This window comes from Lachnospiraceae bacterium JLR.KK002 (genome assembly GCA_036941025.1).
GTDB lineage: Bacteria > Bacillota > Clostridia > Lachnospirales > Lachnospiraceae > Petralouisia.
This window is the reverse complement of sequence record JAYMNP010000001.1, coordinates 730,369-746,831: the sequence shown is the minus strand read 5'-3', so window position 1 is coordinate 746,831 and position 16,463 is coordinate 730,369. Positions and strand designations below refer to the sequence as shown.

Genomic DNA, 16,463 nt, shown 5'->3' with positions numbered 1-16,463 from the left:
AGGAGTGTAATCATTATGAGCAACAGACATGGAAACCTTTCCATTAACAGTGACAACATTTTTCCTATTATAAAAAAATGGCTGTATTCTGACCATGACATTTTCTACCGGGAACTGATTTCCAACGGGTGCGACGCCATTACCAAGTTAAAAAAGCTGGATTTGATGGGGGAATACGACCTGCCTCAGGATTTTGAGCCAAAAATCCGCATTGTGGTAAACCCGGAGGAAAAAACACTGAAATTCATTGATAACGGTCTTGGCATGACTGCCGACGAAGTGGAAGAATACATCAACCAGATTGCTTTTTCCGGCGCTACGGATTTCCTGGAAAAATACAAGGACAAGGCCAGCGAAGAACAGATTATCGGCCATTTCGGACTGGGCTTCTACTCTGCTTTCATGGTGGCGGACGCAGTGCACATTGACTCTCTTTCCTGGCAGAAAGACGCGGTTCCGGTTCACTGGGAATGCGACGGAGGCACAGAATTTGACATGTCCGACGGCTCTAAAGATACCGTTGGAACGGAAATTACCCTGTTCCTGAACGAAGACTGCCTGGAGTTCGCCAATGAATACCGGGCAAGGGAGGTTATTGAGAAATACTGCTCTTTCATGCCCACCCCGATTTACCTGGAAAAAGAAAATGCCGAACCTGAATACGAGACCATCCCTGCCGATGAGGTAACGGAAAAAGATACTGTCATTGAGACTATCGTGGAAGAAGCCAGATTTGAGGAAAAAGAACAGGAAGACGGAACCAAAGAACAGGTGGAGGTATCCCCTCGGACAGAAAAAGCCAAAATTGTAAAACGTCCGGTGGCCTTAAACGATACCCATCCCCTCTGGAGCAAACATCCCAACGAATGTACCGACGAAGAATACAAAACCTTCTACCGGAAAGTATTCCAGGATTACAAAGAGCCTCTGTTCTGGATTCATCTGAACATGGACTATCCCTTTAATTTGAAAGGAATTCTGTATTTCCCGAAAATCAACACGGAATACGATTCCATTGAGGGAACCATCAAACTGTACAACAACCAGGTATTTATCGCCGACAACATCAAAGAAGTCATTCCGGAATTCCTGATGCTGTTAAAAGGCGTTATCGACTGCCCGGATCTGCCTCTGAATGTGTCCAGAAGCGCACTGCAGAACGACGGCTTTGTTCAGAAGATTTCAGATTACATCACCAAAAAGGTAGCGGACAAACTGAGCGGCATGTGCAAAACCGATAAGGAATCCTACGAAAAATACTGGGATGACATCAGCCCATTTATCAAATTCGGCTGCCTGAAAGATGAAAAATTCTGCGATAAAATGAACGATTACATTCTCTTTAAGAACCTGGAAGACAAATACCTGACCCTTCCGGAATGCCTGAAAGTGGAAGATGCGGAAGCTGACGCTTCTTCAGAAGGGGAACAGGCAGATGATTCCTCTGAAACGGAACAGACAGATAATTCCGAAGCAGAAGAAAAAGACACCCGCAGACCTGTTTACTATGTGACAGATGTTCAGCAGCAGGGACAGTACATTAACATGTTCAAAGAACAGGGCATGGATGCGGTAATTCTGGACCATAATATTGATACCTCCTTCATCACTCAGCTGGAGCGCAGAAATGAGAAAATCAGATTTGTCCGCATTGACGCAGATTTAACGGAATCTCTGAAAGAAGAAGTTTCCGAAGAAGAACTGAAAGAGGCGAAAGAGTCCCTGACGGAAACCTTCCGCAAAGCCCTTGGCAATGAAACCCTGAACGTTTCCGTGGAAAAACTGAAAAATGCAGATATTGCCTCTGTCATCACCCTCTCAGAAGAAGGACGGAGAATGCAGGATATGATGAAAATGTACGGTATGGCGGGCATGGATGCTTCCATGTTCGGAGGAGACCAGACACTGGTATTAAATACCGGCAATGAACTGGTACAGTACATCCTGAACAACAAAGACTCCGAACATGTACCTGTGTTCTGCGAACAGCTTTACGATCTGGCTGTGCTGAGCAACCATCCTCTGTCCACAGAAGCCATGAGCAAATTTGTATCAAGAAGCAATCAGATTATGATGCTTCTGGCAAAATAACTTACAGGGCAAACATGCTTTGTTACACGTAAAAATCCCATCCCTCTGTGATGGGGTTTTTACATTTTTCTACAGGAAAGACCTTGTCACACTAATACGTGAAAGTGGAAAGCTGCATCGAATCTGTCTGCTTTGTTCCGGAACCCATTCCTTTCTCAGACAGCAGATTTTTGTACAATCTGCTGTTTGCATACGGTTTTTGTGCATAAATAGCTGTTGCATTTCACAAAAATATCAAATATAATAGAGATAACTGTTTTGAATAGAACGAAAAGGAAAATTTTTACAGGAGGAATGAAAATTGGAGCGAAATTTTCAGGAAATTACCGTAGAACAGCTCTGCAACGTCATCAACCTGCTGCACCCATGCATGGACGATTACCTGTATGTCTATGATTTTATCAATGATTTTTATTATATATCCCCCCATGCCAAACAGCGTTTTTCCATTCCGGATAACACCTTTCGGGATGTGGTGCGCACCCACGGACTGTTTGTCTATCCTCCGGATTTAGAGCCGTTACAGGAGGATTTGAACGAGCTGCTGGCCGGAGAACGCAGTTTTCACAATCTGGAATACCGCTGGCTGGATCTGGATGGACAGCCTGTCTGGATTAACTGCCGGGGCTATGTGGTACGGAATAAGGAACAGGCTCTGTACATGATTGGCTGTATCAATGAAATCGGCGCCAGACAGAAAGCAGACAACGTAAGCGGACTTCTGGGTTCTTCCAGCCTCCAGTCCTGGCTGCACAAGACTCCGACTCCTTTTCCGGAAGGATTTCTGCTGCGCCTTGGCATGGATGATTTTAAGGAAATCAATGAAAAACTGGGCATTGAATACGGAGATATGGTTCTGCGCCGGACCGCAGAATGCATTGCCAGATGTATCACTCCCGCCCAGAAGCTCTACCGGGTGGTGGCAGATGAATTCCTGGTTCTGGATTTTCAGGGAGGAACTTACCAGGAAGCAGGAAAATTATACAAACAGATTCAGCAGAACATTGTGCGTTTTGTGGAAGAAAATCACTATGAAGCAGTGTTTACCATATCCGGAGGCATTCTGGAAACCTCCAATATCACAGATTTCGCCTACACCAACGTAATGAAGCTCTCGGAATTTTCTCTGAACGAAGCCAAACGCCAGGGCAAAAACCGCTGCTATCGGTTCCAGGGAGAAGATTATGAACAGTTTCTGAAACGAAAAAGGCTCACTCAGTTTCTGCGCCAGGCTGTTTACGATGACTGTAAGGGCTTTGAGGCCTATTTCCAGCCCCTGTTCCATGCCAATTCCAATACATTATACGGAGCGGAGGCTCTGATGCGTTTCCACTCTCCGGAAGGCAATATGATTTCTCCGGGAGAATTTATTCCCATTCTGGAGGAAACAGGACTGATTATCCCGGTGGGGCGCTGGATGCTGGAGCAGTCTCTTGCCGCCTGCAAAAAGATTCTGACCTGGATTCCTGATTTCCGCATCAGCATCAACGTATCTTATGTGCAGGTAATAAAAAGCGATATCATCAATGAAATCGTAACCGCCGCGGCAAAACAGGAAGTTTCTCCTTCCAATGTCATTGTAGAACTGACGGAAAGCGGCCTGCTGGAATCCAATCCTCATTTCACCAGGCTTCTGGCAAAATTAAAAGAAAAGGGTATCCGCCTTGCCCTGGACGATTTTGGAACCGGATATTCCAACTTCCATTATCTCCATGACCTGCGGCCGGACATTATCAAAATAGACCGCTCTTTCACTGCCAAAGCCCTGGCCAACGACTATGAATACAATCTGCTGGACTTAATCAGCGGTATGGTACATACTCTGAACCTGAACGTCTGCGTGGAGGGAATCGAAACGGAGGATGAGCGGAATCGGATTCAGAACCTCTCTCCCGACTATATCCAGGGATTTTATTTTGGAAAGCCCTGTCCCTATCAGCAGTTTACCGAGCAGTTTGTGACGGTTTCACACAAAATCCAGCAGCCCTGATTCTCTTATCATACGGGAAATCCCCCAGAATCTCCCGTATGATAAAGGGGGCTGTCACAAAATTTTGCGGCAGCCCCTGTTGGCTTTTACATACTGATATTTATCATTTCACCAGTTGCAGTACTTCTCATATACATCAAAGAAACTGTCTGTCTTTACTTCTTTCTTTACCTCCACCTTTACTTCTTTCCATACGTCTTCATTAAATTCAGAAGAAAGTGTGGCAAGAAATTCACTGTATACGTCGTCAAAGGCTTCTTTTCTCCGCTTTTCCAGAATTACGGATTTGTGGTCGTCTGTTTTTTCCTGATTATAATGGTTGATGCATCTCAGAAAATAGCTGCCCTTGTCTGTCACTATCCGGTCGCTGACCTGATCATTTTCCAGAGAAAAAGCCACTTCCTCCACCTCAGGAGGAACATCTGTTCTTCCAAAAGTAACCTCTGTTTCCGGCGCTTCATTATATACATTGGCTACGGAAAGGAAATCAGAGCCATCCTTCAGCTGCTTTTCCACTGTTCTGGCTTTCTCATCGTCCACCACGAAAATCTGCTGGGCCTCCATGATTCTGGCCTCATCGTCGCTGACTTCATCATCCACGCCCTGCGTCAGATGGGTGTAGAGCTTATTGGCAAGTCCGTATCGGGTATAAAGCACTTCTATATCTCCCTGTTTCACATGCATATACTCCAGTTCCACATCATTCAGAGAATCAAAATATTCTTTTGCAGCCTCTTTTATTTTCTGTTCTTCCTCCTCTGACAGCTTAATTCCTTTTTCTTCTGCCAGAAAATCCATCGCCATAATCTGAGCCAGTCTGGAAATAGTCAGATCTTTTACATATGTTTCCAGATCATTGTCCGGAAATTCATGGTTCCACAAATCAATGCCGTACATGGTGGCATACATGTTCTGATAATTGGTAAGCACAACTCTGGCCTCCGGCAGGGTACAGACCGTGTCCTTCATTTTAAACACTTCGTTGTCACTGAAACCGCCGCCCACCATAACCTGGGTATTCCCCAGTTTACACCCTGACAGGTGCAGCAGAATCAGCATACAGGCTGCCAGAATCCCATATCTTCTGATACGGATAAAATTTCCCTGTGTATCTTTATATCTTTTCATTGGTATTTTCACCTGCTAATTTACATTTTATCCAGAATACTGCGGGCCACGCTCAACCCGTTTGCAGAAGCCTGCTGCAGCCCTCTGGTTACGGAAGCGCCGTCACCGACCGCTCTCAGACCCGGAACATTTGTCTCAAACTCCCGGTTTACCACCACTTTATTGGAATAAAATTTCACTTCCACTCCATAGAGCAGTGTCTCATCGCTGGCAATCCCCGGCGTCACTTTGTCCAGTGCAAAAATCATTTCCTCAACATCTACCATAATACGATGGGGAAATACCAGAGACAAATCCCCCGGTACCGCATCCTTTAAAGTGGGTATCAGATTATTTCTGCACAGACGTTCTTCTGTGGTGCGTCTTCCCCGGCGGAAATCACCGAAGGTCTGCACCAGAATCTTTCCGTCACATAGCATATTGGACAGTTGGGCAATCTGTTTTCCATATTCGATGGGCGTCTTAAAAGGCTTCGTAAAATTTTTGGAAACCAGCAGTGCAAAATTTGTATTACTGGTTTTTAAATCCTGTGATTTATAGGCATGGCCGTTCACCACTGCCAAGCCGTTATCATAGTATTCCGTAGCCACCTCTCCGGAAGGATTGGTACAGAATGTCCTCACTTTATCATCAAAGGTAGGCGTGTGATATACCAGCTTGGCTTCATAAAGGTTCTGGTTCAGGAATTCCATAACCTCGTCCCGGACTTCCACCCGAACGCCAATATCCACCGTACCTACTTTTGTCTCGATATTCTGTTCCCGGCATACATGGCTGAACCAGTCTGCTCCCTCTCTTCCAACGGCGCATACAATCTCTGTTCCGTAAAATGTCTCTCCGGTATCGGTCACCACACCTGCCGCTCTGCCGTTCTCCACAAGAATATGCTCCACCATGGTGCGGAATTTCATCTCAATTCCCTGCTCCAGCAGATGTTCCTGCAGGCGCATATATATCTTATAGCCTTCCTCTGTGCCCAGATGGCGGATGGGACATTCCACCAGTTTCAGATTGGCATTGATGGCTTTGCGGCGTATTTCCCGGATTTCCTTTTCCTTTCCCACTCCGTAAACACTGGCGTCCGCACCGAATTTCAGATAAATCTCATCGGATTCCCGAATCAGTTCCACTGCTTTGTCATACCCCAGGATTTCCGGCAGATTTCCGCCCACATCCGGAGAAAGGGACAGCTTTCCGTCGGAAAAAGCCCCGGCTCCTGCAAATCCTGTGGTAATGGCACAGGGTTTACAGCCCACACAGACTTTCGTTTTGCGTTTGGGGCACTGGCGTTCCTCAATCCTTCTTCCCTTTTCCAGCATCAGTACCCGGATATCCGGCTTCCGATGAATCAGCTCATATGCACAGAAAATACCGGAAGGCCCGGCTCCCACAATAATTACATCATAGTTTTCCATCGTATTCTCCTGTTTTATGCTTCCACCACCAGGTATCTTCCGTCCGGCAGCACAAACACTTCCGATGCTTCTTCCAGATCCTCATCGCTCATCTGGCCGATATCTGCACCTTCTTCCTCAAAATATGTTCTTACTTCCCGGATATTCTCGCATACCACTGCCATGCAGTCCTCTAAGAATTCTTCCGCTTCTTCCAGGTTCTCCGCTACTTTTTCATCAAATAACTGCAGCTGATGTTTTAAAAAATATTCCAGACAGATTTCATCATACTCATTCATATTAATCCCTCCTTTTTTTGATTCTATGATAGTATGATTTTTATAAAATTTCAATGCCTGATTTTGTTAATTTCTGATAAAGTGCCGCCACCGGAAGACCCACCACGTTGTTGTAATCTCCTGCGATTTTTTCAATATAAACCGCGCACTTTCCCTGAATTCCGTAAGCCCCCGCCTTGTCCATGGGCTCTTTTGTGTCCACATAAGCCTGAATCTGTTCTTCTGTCATGGGGTACATGGTAACTTTCGTTTCCTCTGCAAAGGAAATAATTTTTTCCGCTCCGCCGGTTCCCGCAATTACTGTCACTCCGGTAAATACACTGTGGGTATTGCCGGAAAGCATACGAAGCATACGGAATGCGTCTGCCTTATCTTTCGGCTTTCCCAGTATCTGCCCCTCAAAGGCCACCACCGTGTCGGCCCCCAGAACCGCTGTGTGTTCCATATCCCCCGTTTCCTTCCCTTTTCCTTCGGGCTCCTTCTGTTCTGCTCCATGGAAAGAATGACCGGACAGCCTTTTGGCCACTTCTTCCGCTTTCTGTCTGGACAGCTCCAGCACAGCCTGCTCCGGCTCAGTAACGGTGAGTATTTCCTCTCCCCTGGCCGGAATAATTTCAAATTCTGCCCCTGCCTGTTCTAACAGGGCTTTCCGCCGGGGCGAAGCGGAAGCCAGAACCAGTCTGTATTTCATAGCACGTATCAAAACCTTTCAATGGTATGTACTTTCTGTTTTTCCGCTACCTGATTCCAGATATTCTTTACGGAAGAATAGCTTGCCCAGATAGCAAGAAGATATCCTATGCCCAGGTCCTTTGCCACTGCCAGTGCCAGCTCCGACTCCTGCATCAGTTCCGGAATCCAGCTGAATGCAGCCCCTATGGTAGGCGCATACATCCTGCCCCATTCTCTGTAAATGGTAATGGCCAGAGACGTCATTTCTGCTCCGATAATCATCAGAAAAGAAAGAATGACGCAGAGTACAATGCCTGTTTTGGACAGTTCTTTTCCGAGAAATTCATAGCCTTTCATTCCGCAGAACACAATAACATATCCGGCAATTCCGGCAATAAATCCCACCTGTCCCAGTACTACCCACAGCACAGATCCCACCAGCGCTCCGATGATTGCTCCGATTACGCCCAGAGGCAGATTTTCTTTTTTGCCTTCTGTGTGACCGGATAACTGCTGCTCGCATTCCCGGCAGATTACAGACGGAACCTGGTCTACCACTGCCGCACGCACCGGAAGCGCCCTTCTGCAGTAAGAACAGCAGTTATGTATGCCGCATCTCTCACATTCTGACGCAAGCTCGGAAACCACAAGGGTCAGATTTTCCTTATCTGCCTGGGCTTCCGAAGATACATGAACGGAAACCATGTCCACACCGTTAAAACCTGCAAACTGTACAAAGGAATAACGCTGCTGCAAGGTGGACAGATACCTCAGGAAATTTTCTTTTTCACTGCTGCTGTTCACATCTGCGTAAAGCTGTACCCGGAACTGTTCTTCCGACACCATGGGCAGAATCAGCAGTTCCATACCGTTTCTCGTTCCGTGTACCAGGTTCTGTTCTTTTTCAAACACAAATCCATCCGGTACAATTTTTTCAATCTGTACGTTCATTTTTTTCCCTCCTTCAAAACTTCCAGGGCAAAGGCCTTCAGGTCTCCTCTCACCTTCGGCGGGCCCCTCCTCAAGGCAAATTATGCCATAATTGCTTCGCAATTTATTTATGGCGGCCCATGCCCATTCGGGCAGTATAATATCTCTCGATATTATACTATCTTTTTCATCATCCAGCAACTGTCTTCATATGTTCCGTCTTTATATTTCATATTGTCAGGAAAGGTTCCGTATGTCTGAAAGCCCAGTTTTTCATACAGGTGCAATGCTCCCTGATTGGAGGCTGCCACCTCCAGTTCCGCCTGCTCATATCCCATCTGTTTTGCTGTCTGAAGGGCTGTTTCCATCATGGCGGTTCCAATGCCTCTGTTCTGATACTTCCGGTACAGTGCAATGGCCATACTGCAGCGGTGGGCATAGCGGGAATAAGAGCCCAGGGCCGATACGGAACAGTTGCCCGCATGTTCTCCCTGTACAAAGGCCAGGAGTATCAGTTCCCGCTGAGACTGCTGCGCATTCCGGATAAACTGTCTCTCCTGCTCCAGGGTAAGGGTGACTTCTTCCGGTTCACGGATAAGAAAGGGCGTCTCTGCCGATACTGTTTTCAGGTAAGTAATCAGCTCTTCTGCGTCTTCCTCCTCTGCGCTGCGTAACGTTACTGTCTCCTGGCAGATTTTCAGTTTCTGCGGTTCCAAAATCATAATCTGTTCCTCCTTACTTTAAAATGACTGAGCTGTGCGGCACATATCTTCTAAACCCCAGAATGATATCCGGCTTATACGGGAACCGTCTCTTCCAGGCAGAAGGAATACAGCAGTTTTTCCTTTACCTTCTTTCCCACCGCCCGCTCAATGGCTTCCTGGTACAAATCCAGCTGAAGACGGTAACGGTCCGCAAGCTGCTGCCCGTTCTTCACATGGTCTGTCTTATAATCCAGCAGTACAATCCCGTCCTCTTCCTCAAAGAACACGTCAATAATTCCCTGTATCAGTATCATTTCCCCGCTGCTGCTTTCCTTCAGCACTTCACAGGCTTTCTTTCCCATCACAAAGGGCTTTTCCCGGTACAGCTTTTTCTCTTCTGCCGCCTGCTTCATCCGGACGCCCAGCCCGGTGCGAAGGAATTTTTTCAGAGAAGGAACGGAAATCAAATCCAGCAGTTCCCGGCTGATTTTCTGTTCCTCTTCCATTCTCTGCAGCTGTTCTTCCAGGCTCTCCGGATTTTCGGTAAAATCATAGCATTCCAGTACACGATGCATGGCGGTTCCCCGTCTGGCCCCTGTATTTTCTTCCTGCACGCCTTCCATAAAAGCCGGTACACAACGTTCTTTTTCCGGCGACGTTTCCGGCGGTGTTTCTTCCTCCGACTCCGTCTCCTCCTGAAAGTTCCCGGCCCGTTTTTCATCTGTGGCTGCGGGAATTTCCGGTTCTCCTTCTTCCTCTGCCAGAATTCGGTCCAGAATCCGATGCTTCAGCTCTGATACGGATACTTTTGTTTTCATGGTGACTTCTTCTTCAAAGGGATAGGTACAGGTCAGGCGCTGTGCCACCTTTTCCTGCCACTCCGTATCCGCCTCCTCAAGACCGGCCAGAAGTTCAATGCCTGTCAGGCCGTCTTCTGCCGCCTGCTGCACTTCTCCGGCTTCCAGTTCTGCCTGTTTTATAATAGCAACGGGACAGGACTGAGGGCTGCAGGCTCCTGCCAGCAATAAAAACTGCAGGAACGTATTGCTGTTTAACCGGCTCAGAAAGGTGAGAAATCCGTCCTCTGAGGTGACGGGGCTCACAGCGGCGATTTTTTCTTCCGCCTTTTTCAGAACCCCCGTCAAAATCAGCTTTTCCCTGGCTCTGGTCAGAGCCACATACAGCACACGCAGTTCTTCTCCCACATTTTCCATGGTAATCTTTCTGGCCAGGAACTGTCTGGTAAGCCCCGGCGTCCGCAGGCGGCGTTTACAGTCCACCACATCCATGCCGATACCCAGCCGGGGATGGAGCACCACCCGCTCCCGCACATCCTGGCTGTTGAACATTTTTCCGAGGCCCGATACGAAAACCACAGGAAATTCCAGGCCTTTGCTCTTGTGAATGCTCATAATCCGCACCGCATCCTCTGCTTCCTCCCCCTCTGCCATGGGAAAGTCCATCTCGTACTTCTGAAGCTGCTCCATATAACGGATAAAATGAAACAGTCCCCGATAACTGGTGGTTTCATAGGCGATGGCTTTTTCCACCAGCATTTCCAGATTGGCCTGCTTTACCTGGCCGCCGGGAAGGGCGTACACGTAGGCCTGATACCCCGTTTCCTCCAGTACCTGGTACAGCAGCTCATGGATGGGGGTGTAACTGACTTTCCGCCGGAATTTATCCAGCAATTCCAGAAAAGCGGTCAGCTTCTTCTGCTGTGTCCGTGACAGCATACAGCCTTTTCCCGTATGTTCCCGGCCTTCCGGCCCTGTCCCGGCGTCCGCAGGCGTCTGAGTTTCGTCCCTTTCCCCATTTTTTTCCGAAAAATGCATCACCGCCTGGTAAAATTTTTCGCCGGGAAAGGCGGTCCGTATCAATGCCAGGTCCTCTCCGGTCAGCCCCACAATGGGGGAAGCCAGCACAGAGGCCATGGGGATATCCTGTCTGGGATTGTCCAGAATCCGCAGCAGATTCAATGCGGTCTGCACTTCCACTGCCGAAAAATATCCTGTCCCGGAAGCTGCCCGCACCGGAATTCCCATTTCACCCAGCACTTTTCCGAAGGTATCTGCCCAGCCGGTCATGGAACGCAGCAAAATCACCATATCGGAATATCGGACCGGCCGGAAACTCCCCGGCTGTTCTGCGCCTTTCATCTGTGATGTTACCTGCTGCTCTTTCATCAGTCTCTGAATTTCCATGCCAACTGCTCTGGCTTCCAGTTCCTGCACACTTTGCTCTTTCCTGTCTTCCTCCGGCTCCACAACCAGAAATCTGGTGTCAAATATGCCTTCTTCCCCTTCCGGAAAAGAGGCTCCGGGATACAGAGCCGCCTGTTTGCTGTAGGTAATGTTCCCGATATCTTCTTTCATAATACGGTAAAAAATATCGTTTACGGTCTGAATCACCTGGGGCCTGCTGCGGAAATTCATATACAAATCAATTCTCTGATTCGGACTGTCTTCCTGAGTATAGGAATTGTATTTTTCCATAAACAGCTCAGGCCTGGCCATACGGAAACGGTAAATACTCTGTTTTACATCCCCCACCATGAAAATATTGTTGCTGTGTTCCGCTTCCCTGGATACTGCTTTCAGAATTGTTTCCTGCACATAATTGGAATCCTGATATTCGTCAATCATGATTTCTTCATAATTTTTCCGCAGCTCCGCCGCAGTGCGGGAAGGTTCATGGGTGGTTTCATCCACCAGAATTTTCAGTGCAAAATGCTCCAGATCATTAAAATCCAACAGGTTTTTCTCCCGCTTTTTCTCCGCAAATCCATGAAGGAATGCAAGAGTAACTTCAATAAGCATATCCACCGTCGGGCGGTTTTTCCCCAAATCTGCAATCATTTCTTCCGGATTCTGGAAAAAAAACTGCTCGGTGACTTTTTTCACGGAACTTTTCACTTCGTTGCGCAGCTTCTGCACCTGTTCTTTTTTCCGAGGGTCGCCGCTGTATTTTCGGGCAGCCGCCAGCCGCCCGAAAGAAAACCCCCGGATTCTCTCGTAATACTGCTGATATGTGCTGCTGCTTTCGATTCGCTCCATGGCTTCCGTCTCCCTGGACAAAAGCTCCGCATACATCTGAGGCCCGTCCTCCTCCAGGCTGAGTTCCCGGCATATTTTCATCTGCAGAGCCCACTGTCCGGTAATACTGCGCAGGTAAGACAGCAGTTCCTCCGCCAGAGGGAGCCTTTCAAATTCCTCCGGCGTCTTTACCTGAAAAGGCTTTTTGCAATTTTCCAGCCATTCTTCCACCCAGGGATAACTCATGGCAAAATCAAACAGCTTTAAGATTGTTTCTTTCAGAGGTTCGTCGGTTTTGCCTGTGGCGATGGTTTCCGACAAAGTGAGAAATTCCGGTTTTGCTTCCTGATAATACTGCTCCAGCACCCTGTCCAGCACATCGCTTTTCAGCAGCTTCAGCTCCCCTTCTTCTGCCACCCGAAATTCCGGGTCCAGCTCAATCCGGTGAAAATAATTGCGAATCACATACAGACAGAAACTGTGTATGGTGGTAATCTGCGCGTTATGTAACAGCGTCTGCTGCCGCTGCAGACGGACATTTTCCGGCTGCTTTTCCAGGGCCTGCTCAATGGCAGTTCCAATCCGCTCCCGCATTTCCGATGCCGCCGCATTGGTAAAGGTCACAATCAGAAGACGGTCAATATCCGTGGGATGGTTTTCATCCATAATTTTCTGTATAATCCGCTCCACCAGCACAGCCGTCTTGCCGCTTCCCGCCGCTGCAGATACCAGCAGATTCCGGTTCCTCAAATCAATGACCTGTCGTTGCTGCGGACTCCATTCTGGCTTCATTTCCGTCTCTCCTTTCCCTGTTTCAGATTTCCGGATAATTGCCCGTCTTCCATGGTACGCCGCATTTTTTCCAGAATTTCCTCTTCATCCCGTATATGTTCCAGCTTCCGGTAATCACAGCCGGGAGCTGCGCTGTCAAACCCGCAGATTCCGTGATAGGGACAGTAATCACAGCCGGTCTGGTCGCCCAGCTGGTAAGGGCTGGCCCCGATTTCTCCGTCAAAAATCTTCCTTCCGATATCCTGGATTTTATGGTTCACATACCGGGACAGTACCTGAAATTCCTCTTTTCCGGCTTTTTGGGTTTTCCTGCTGACACTGGCGTCCTCTTCCTCCCCAGCAACCCCTTTCAGCTTCAGCTCCTCCAGAATCTGTTCCTGGATTTCCTCGTCAGTCATCCCCCTTTGGCCGTTGATCATGGGGTCGTCCAGATGATAGTAATACATGCCCGCCGGAACTATTTCTTTCTCCGGGTACTTCCGTTTCATCAGTTCCACCGCAGAATTCATGTATACCACAAGCTGCAGCTGCAGTCCATGATACAGAGACAGCAGCTGAAATTCCCGGTTTCCGGACTTGTAGTCCACCACCTTCACGTACACCTGCTGTTCTGTCTTTTTCGTATCAATCCGGTCAATCCTCCCCCGCAGCCGCATTTTTTCTTCCTCGCTCAGAGTAAAATTCACCGCGTCCAGATGTTCCGCAAAAGAAAAGGATATCTCATAGCCTTCCGGGGAAAAATGGCTGGTTTTAATCTGCTCTGCAATGGCCTGGACCGTACGTTTCAGAATCCGCTTCATCCGTTCCACCAGATATGCCGTTCTGGCTTCCTGGAACAGCATACTGTCAAATCCCGTTCCCAGCGTTTCCTCCACAGCACGTTCCATCAGTTCTTCTTCCACTTCTTCCGGTACGTCAAACCAGTGGTATCCGGCCCTCTCCATGTGGTGGGAATACCGCTCCAGCGCCTCATGAAACATGTTTCCCATATCCACAGGGGCAAATTCTCCCAGTCTGCGCTCTTCCAGCTTCAGTCCATACTGGAGAAAATGCCGGAACGCACAGGCACTGAACTGCTCCAGACGTGTCACGCTGTTTTCCAGCACCGTACCGTACAACGCTCTGGTAATTTCCGACCTCATGGGCCTGGCCTGATACTGATAAAACACTGCGTCCAGAAAGGGAAGCAGCTTTTCCCGCCAGGAATCCTGGCTCATATACCATTGATAAAGCCCTTTCCACTCCGGATATACCGTTCCCTGTCTGGCCAGTTTCAGCCCTTCCACAAAGAATTTCAGACTGCTCCCCGGCGTGACAATCTGCTGCAGGCCGAAAGCCTCCTCCATCCGCTCAGGCTTCTGCTCCGGAAACATTTTCAGGATGGTGCTGACCAGATAGGATTTTCTGGTTTCCTTTCCGTCCTGGCTCACCCGAAACCAGGTGATATACAGTTTTTCCGACGGTTTGGTCAGGTTCAGGTACAGATAAAATTTCTGGATGAAGCTCCGCTCCCGGTCTGTGGGAGCCAGCTCCATGCCATGGGCTGCAAAACATTCCCGGTCCGCCTGGGAAATAATTCCGCCATGTTCCGCAGCTTTGGGAATCAGCCCGTCGTTGACCCCTGCGAAAAACAGCACTTTAATATCCGACAGTCTGGTTCTCTCAATATCTCCGAATACAACCCGGTCATATCCCGGCGGAATAATGCCTACCGCAGCAGCCTCCAGCCCTGCCTCCAGTACTTCCCGGTATTCCCGGACGCTCATCCGTTCTTCCCCCAGAAGTTCCACCATCTTATCCAGCAAATCCATGACAATCTTATAAATCTGGGCATACTCTTTTGCCAGAGCAGTCTCTCCCTCTGCCTGAAACCGCTCCTCATATCCCTTTAACTGCTCCTCCACTTCCAGCCGGCAGAGCAGCAGGTACAATTCCCTGGATGCTTCCAGGACAGTGTGGTATTTTCCTTCTTTTTTATGGAAAATCTCCCATAAAGGCTCAAATTCCTCCACCAGCCTGGCACGCAGTACGTTTATGCGTTCCAGTTCTTCCTGATTCTGTACCGGGCCCCGGCGCACCCAGACTTTCCGCCATTTTTTCAGTCCCCGGATATTCTCTGCCAGCAGATAATTTTCCAGTAAATCCACATCCTCCACATTCCAGCCGCAAAGGCCGCACCGCAGATAACCGAGCACTGTTTCATAGGAAAAATCCTGTTCTGTCATGCTCAGAGCCTGTTTTAGAAATTCTGTCATGGGATGAAAGACGATATTTTTCCTGGCGTCCAGAAACAGGGGGATTTCATATGCAGCAAAAATTTCCCTGGCATAATTCCCGTACATTTCCACGTCTCCGCACACAATGGCAATATCTTTGTACCGATACTTATGCTCCCGTACCAGCCTGTGGATTTCCCTGGCAATAAACTGAAGCTCCTGCCTTGGGTTCATCAGTGAATACAGTTTGATTTCCCGGCCCGCGTCACCGGGACAGGCCCCTAGCCGGGGCCGGAACAGATTCTGCTCCAGCCACAGCAGGGCGGGAGATTTGGAAAACCGGCTTTTTCCGGTATGGGATATCCAGCAGGGGTCTTTCACTTCAATCCGGTTCTCCTCTGCAATTTTCAAAAGGGCAGCAACGGTTTTTTTACTCATGTAAAACAACTCCTGAATTCCCTCGCAGCGGAAAGGATCTTCCCGCTCATCCAGCGTCACCGTTACCCGGATTTCCCTGGTAAGCCGCATTAAGGTCTCCAGCAGATGATACTGCACCGGCGTAAACCCGGTAAAACCGTCCAGCACCAGCACAGCGTCTTTCAGAATCCGGGATTTGCCTGCTTCTTTCGCCAGCACTTCCAGAAGTTCTTCCGCTGTAATAAACCGGCCTTCCAGGTAATCCGCAAATCCCTGATACATGGTCCGGATATCCTGAATCTTATAGCGAAACAGTGGGGACTGTTCCTCATCCTGAACAAAGATATCAAGCTGTTCCGGCAGGATTCGATACTGGGTCAGTTCGGAAATCACTGATTTCATCTCACTGATATATCCTGTTTTCTTCATACTGGCTCTGATTAGCTGAAGGTTCTCCTGCTGTTCTTCGGCCACCCGGCGCAGCAGCAGGTTTTTCCCGGTTTCTTCCAGAACATTTACATGCTCCATTCCAAGTTCGTCAAAAATCCGCCAGGCAAGCCTGGGGAAACTTACCACATCCACATTCATAATACTGTGGTTTTCCTGGCGTCTTACCAGCTCCCGCTGGGTCTGCATGGTAAACTGCTCCGGCACCAGAACAAAAAAGGTCCTGTCCTGTTCCCGGCCGGACTGTTCTAAAATTTTCTTATATACATAATCGGATTTTCCGCTGCCGGAACCTCCGAAAATCAACTGCAGGGACATAAATGTACTCCTTTTTCCAATGGACTGGCA

The 16,463-nt window shown here is 48.4% G+C and carries 10 protein-coding genes; 2 read left to right on the top strand and 8 right to left on the bottom strand.

Features of this window, described 5'->3' with window-relative positions:
* Positions 1 to 15: 15 nt before the first annotated feature.
* Together htpG and VSQ32_03595 are read left to right on the top strand one after the other, a co-directional pair.
* Entirely contained in the window at positions 16 to 2,091 is a 2,076-nt protein-coding gene (gene htpG / locus VSQ32_03600) for a molecular chaperone HtpG (GenBank protein ID MEH2941964.1), read from the top strand.
* A gap of 301 nt (positions 2,092 to 2,392) precedes the next feature.
* Positions 2,393 to 4,081 carry a GGDEF and EAL domain-containing protein gene (locus tag VSQ32_03595; GenBank protein MEH2941963.1) on the top strand — a complete coding sequence of 563 codons (1,689 nt, stop codon included), beginning with the start codon at positions 2,393 to 2,395 and terminating at the stop codon, positions 4,079 to 4,081.
* Positions 4,082 to 4,189: 108 nt separating this feature from the next.
* Here VSQ32_03595 and VSQ32_03590 read toward each other — a convergent pair whose 3' ends face one another.
* The 8 genes from VSQ32_03590 to VSQ32_03555 form a co-directional block, all read right to left on the bottom strand.
* The gene (locus VSQ32_03590; protein ID MEH2941962.1) at positions 4,190 to 5,209 is read right to left on the bottom strand and encodes a peptidyl-prolyl cis-trans isomerase; all 1,020 of its coding nucleotides are present in this window, start codon (positions 5,207 to 5,209) and stop codon (positions 4,190 to 4,192) included.
* Positions 5,210 to 5,229: 20 nt separating this feature from the next.
* A complete protein-coding gene (locus tag VSQ32_03585) occupies positions 5,230 to 6,624 on the bottom strand; it encodes an NAD(P)-binding protein (GenBank protein ID MEH2941961.1) in 1,395 nt (464 codons plus the stop codon).
* A 14-nt stretch (positions 6,625 to 6,638) separates the two neighbouring features.
* Positions 6,639 to 6,902: a glyoxalase gene (locus tag VSQ32_03580; GenBank protein MEH2941960.1), complete on the bottom strand. Its 264-nt coding sequence runs from the start codon at positions 6,900 to 6,902 to the stop codon at positions 6,639 to 6,641.
* Positions 6,903 to 6,942: 40 nt separating this feature from the next.
* The gene (locus VSQ32_03575) at positions 6,943 to 7,593 is read right to left on the bottom strand and encodes a Maf family protein (protein MEH2941959.1); all 651 of its coding nucleotides are present in this window, start codon (positions 7,591 to 7,593) and stop codon (positions 6,943 to 6,945) included.
* Between the two features lie 8 nt (positions 7,594 to 7,601).
* Complete coding sequence (locus VSQ32_03570; GenBank protein MEH2941958.1) at positions 7,602 to 8,525, bottom strand: FUSC family protein; 924 nt, start codon at positions 8,523 to 8,525, stop codon at positions 7,602 to 7,604.
* A 152-nt stretch (positions 8,526 to 8,677) separates the two neighbouring features.
* The gene (locus tag VSQ32_03565) at positions 8,678 to 9,226 is read right to left on the bottom strand and encodes an N-acetyltransferase (GenBank protein MEH2941957.1); all 549 of its coding nucleotides are present in this window, start codon (positions 9,224 to 9,226) and stop codon (positions 8,678 to 8,680) included.
* A 74-nt stretch (positions 9,227 to 9,300) separates the two neighbouring features.
* Positions 9,301 to 13,035, bottom strand: coding sequence for a helicase-exonuclease AddAB subunit AddA (addA, locus tag VSQ32_03560; GenBank protein ID MEH2941956.1), 3,735 nt, complete (start codon positions 13,033 to 13,035; stop codon positions 9,301 to 9,303).
* On the bottom strand, positions 13,032 to 16,433 hold the full coding sequence (locus VSQ32_03555) for a PD-(D/E)XK nuclease family protein (protein MEH2941955.1): 3,402 nt from the start codon (positions 16,431 to 16,433) through the stop codon (positions 13,032 to 13,034). Before VSQ32_03555 ends, addA begins: the two co-directional genes overlap by 4 nt.
* Positions 16,434 to 16,463: the final 30 nt, after the last annotated feature.

What these genes read in the sequence shown, in the direction of transcription:
- VSQ32_03585 (MEH2941961.1), bottom strand. Translation starts at nt 6,624, where the DNA reads ATGGAAAACTATGATGTAATTATTGTGGGAGCCGGGCCTTCCGGTATT.
- VSQ32_03570 (MEH2941958.1), bottom strand. Translation starts at nt 8,525, where the DNA reads ATGAACGTACAGATTGAAAAAATTGTACCGGATGGATTTGTGTTTGAA.
- VSQ32_03565 (MEH2941957.1), bottom strand. Translation starts at nt 9,226, where the DNA reads ATGATTTTGGAACCGCAGAAACTGAAAATCTGCCAGGAGACAGTAACG.
- VSQ32_03575 (MEH2941959.1), bottom strand. Translation starts at nt 7,593, where the DNA reads ATGAAATACAGACTGGTTCTGGCTTCCGCTTCGCCCCGGCGGAAAGCC.
- VSQ32_03580 (MEH2941960.1), bottom strand. Translation starts at nt 6,902, where the DNA reads ATGAATGAGTATGATGAAATCTGTCTGGAATATTTTTTAAAACATCAG.
- htpG (MEH2941964.1), top strand. Translation starts at nt 16, where the DNA reads ATGAGCAACAGACATGGAAACCTTTCCATTAACAGTGACAACATTTTT.
- VSQ32_03555 (MEH2941955.1), bottom strand. Translation starts at nt 16,433, where the DNA reads ATGTCCCTGCAGTTGATTTTCGGAGGTTCCGGCAGCGGAAAATCCGAT.
- addA (MEH2941956.1), bottom strand. Translation starts at nt 13,035, where the DNA reads ATGAAGCCAGAATGGAGTCCGCAGCAACGACAGGTCATTGATTTGAGG.
- VSQ32_03590 (MEH2941962.1), bottom strand. Translation starts at nt 5,209, where the DNA reads ATGAAAAGATATAAAGATACACAGGGAAATTTTATCCGTATCAGAAGA.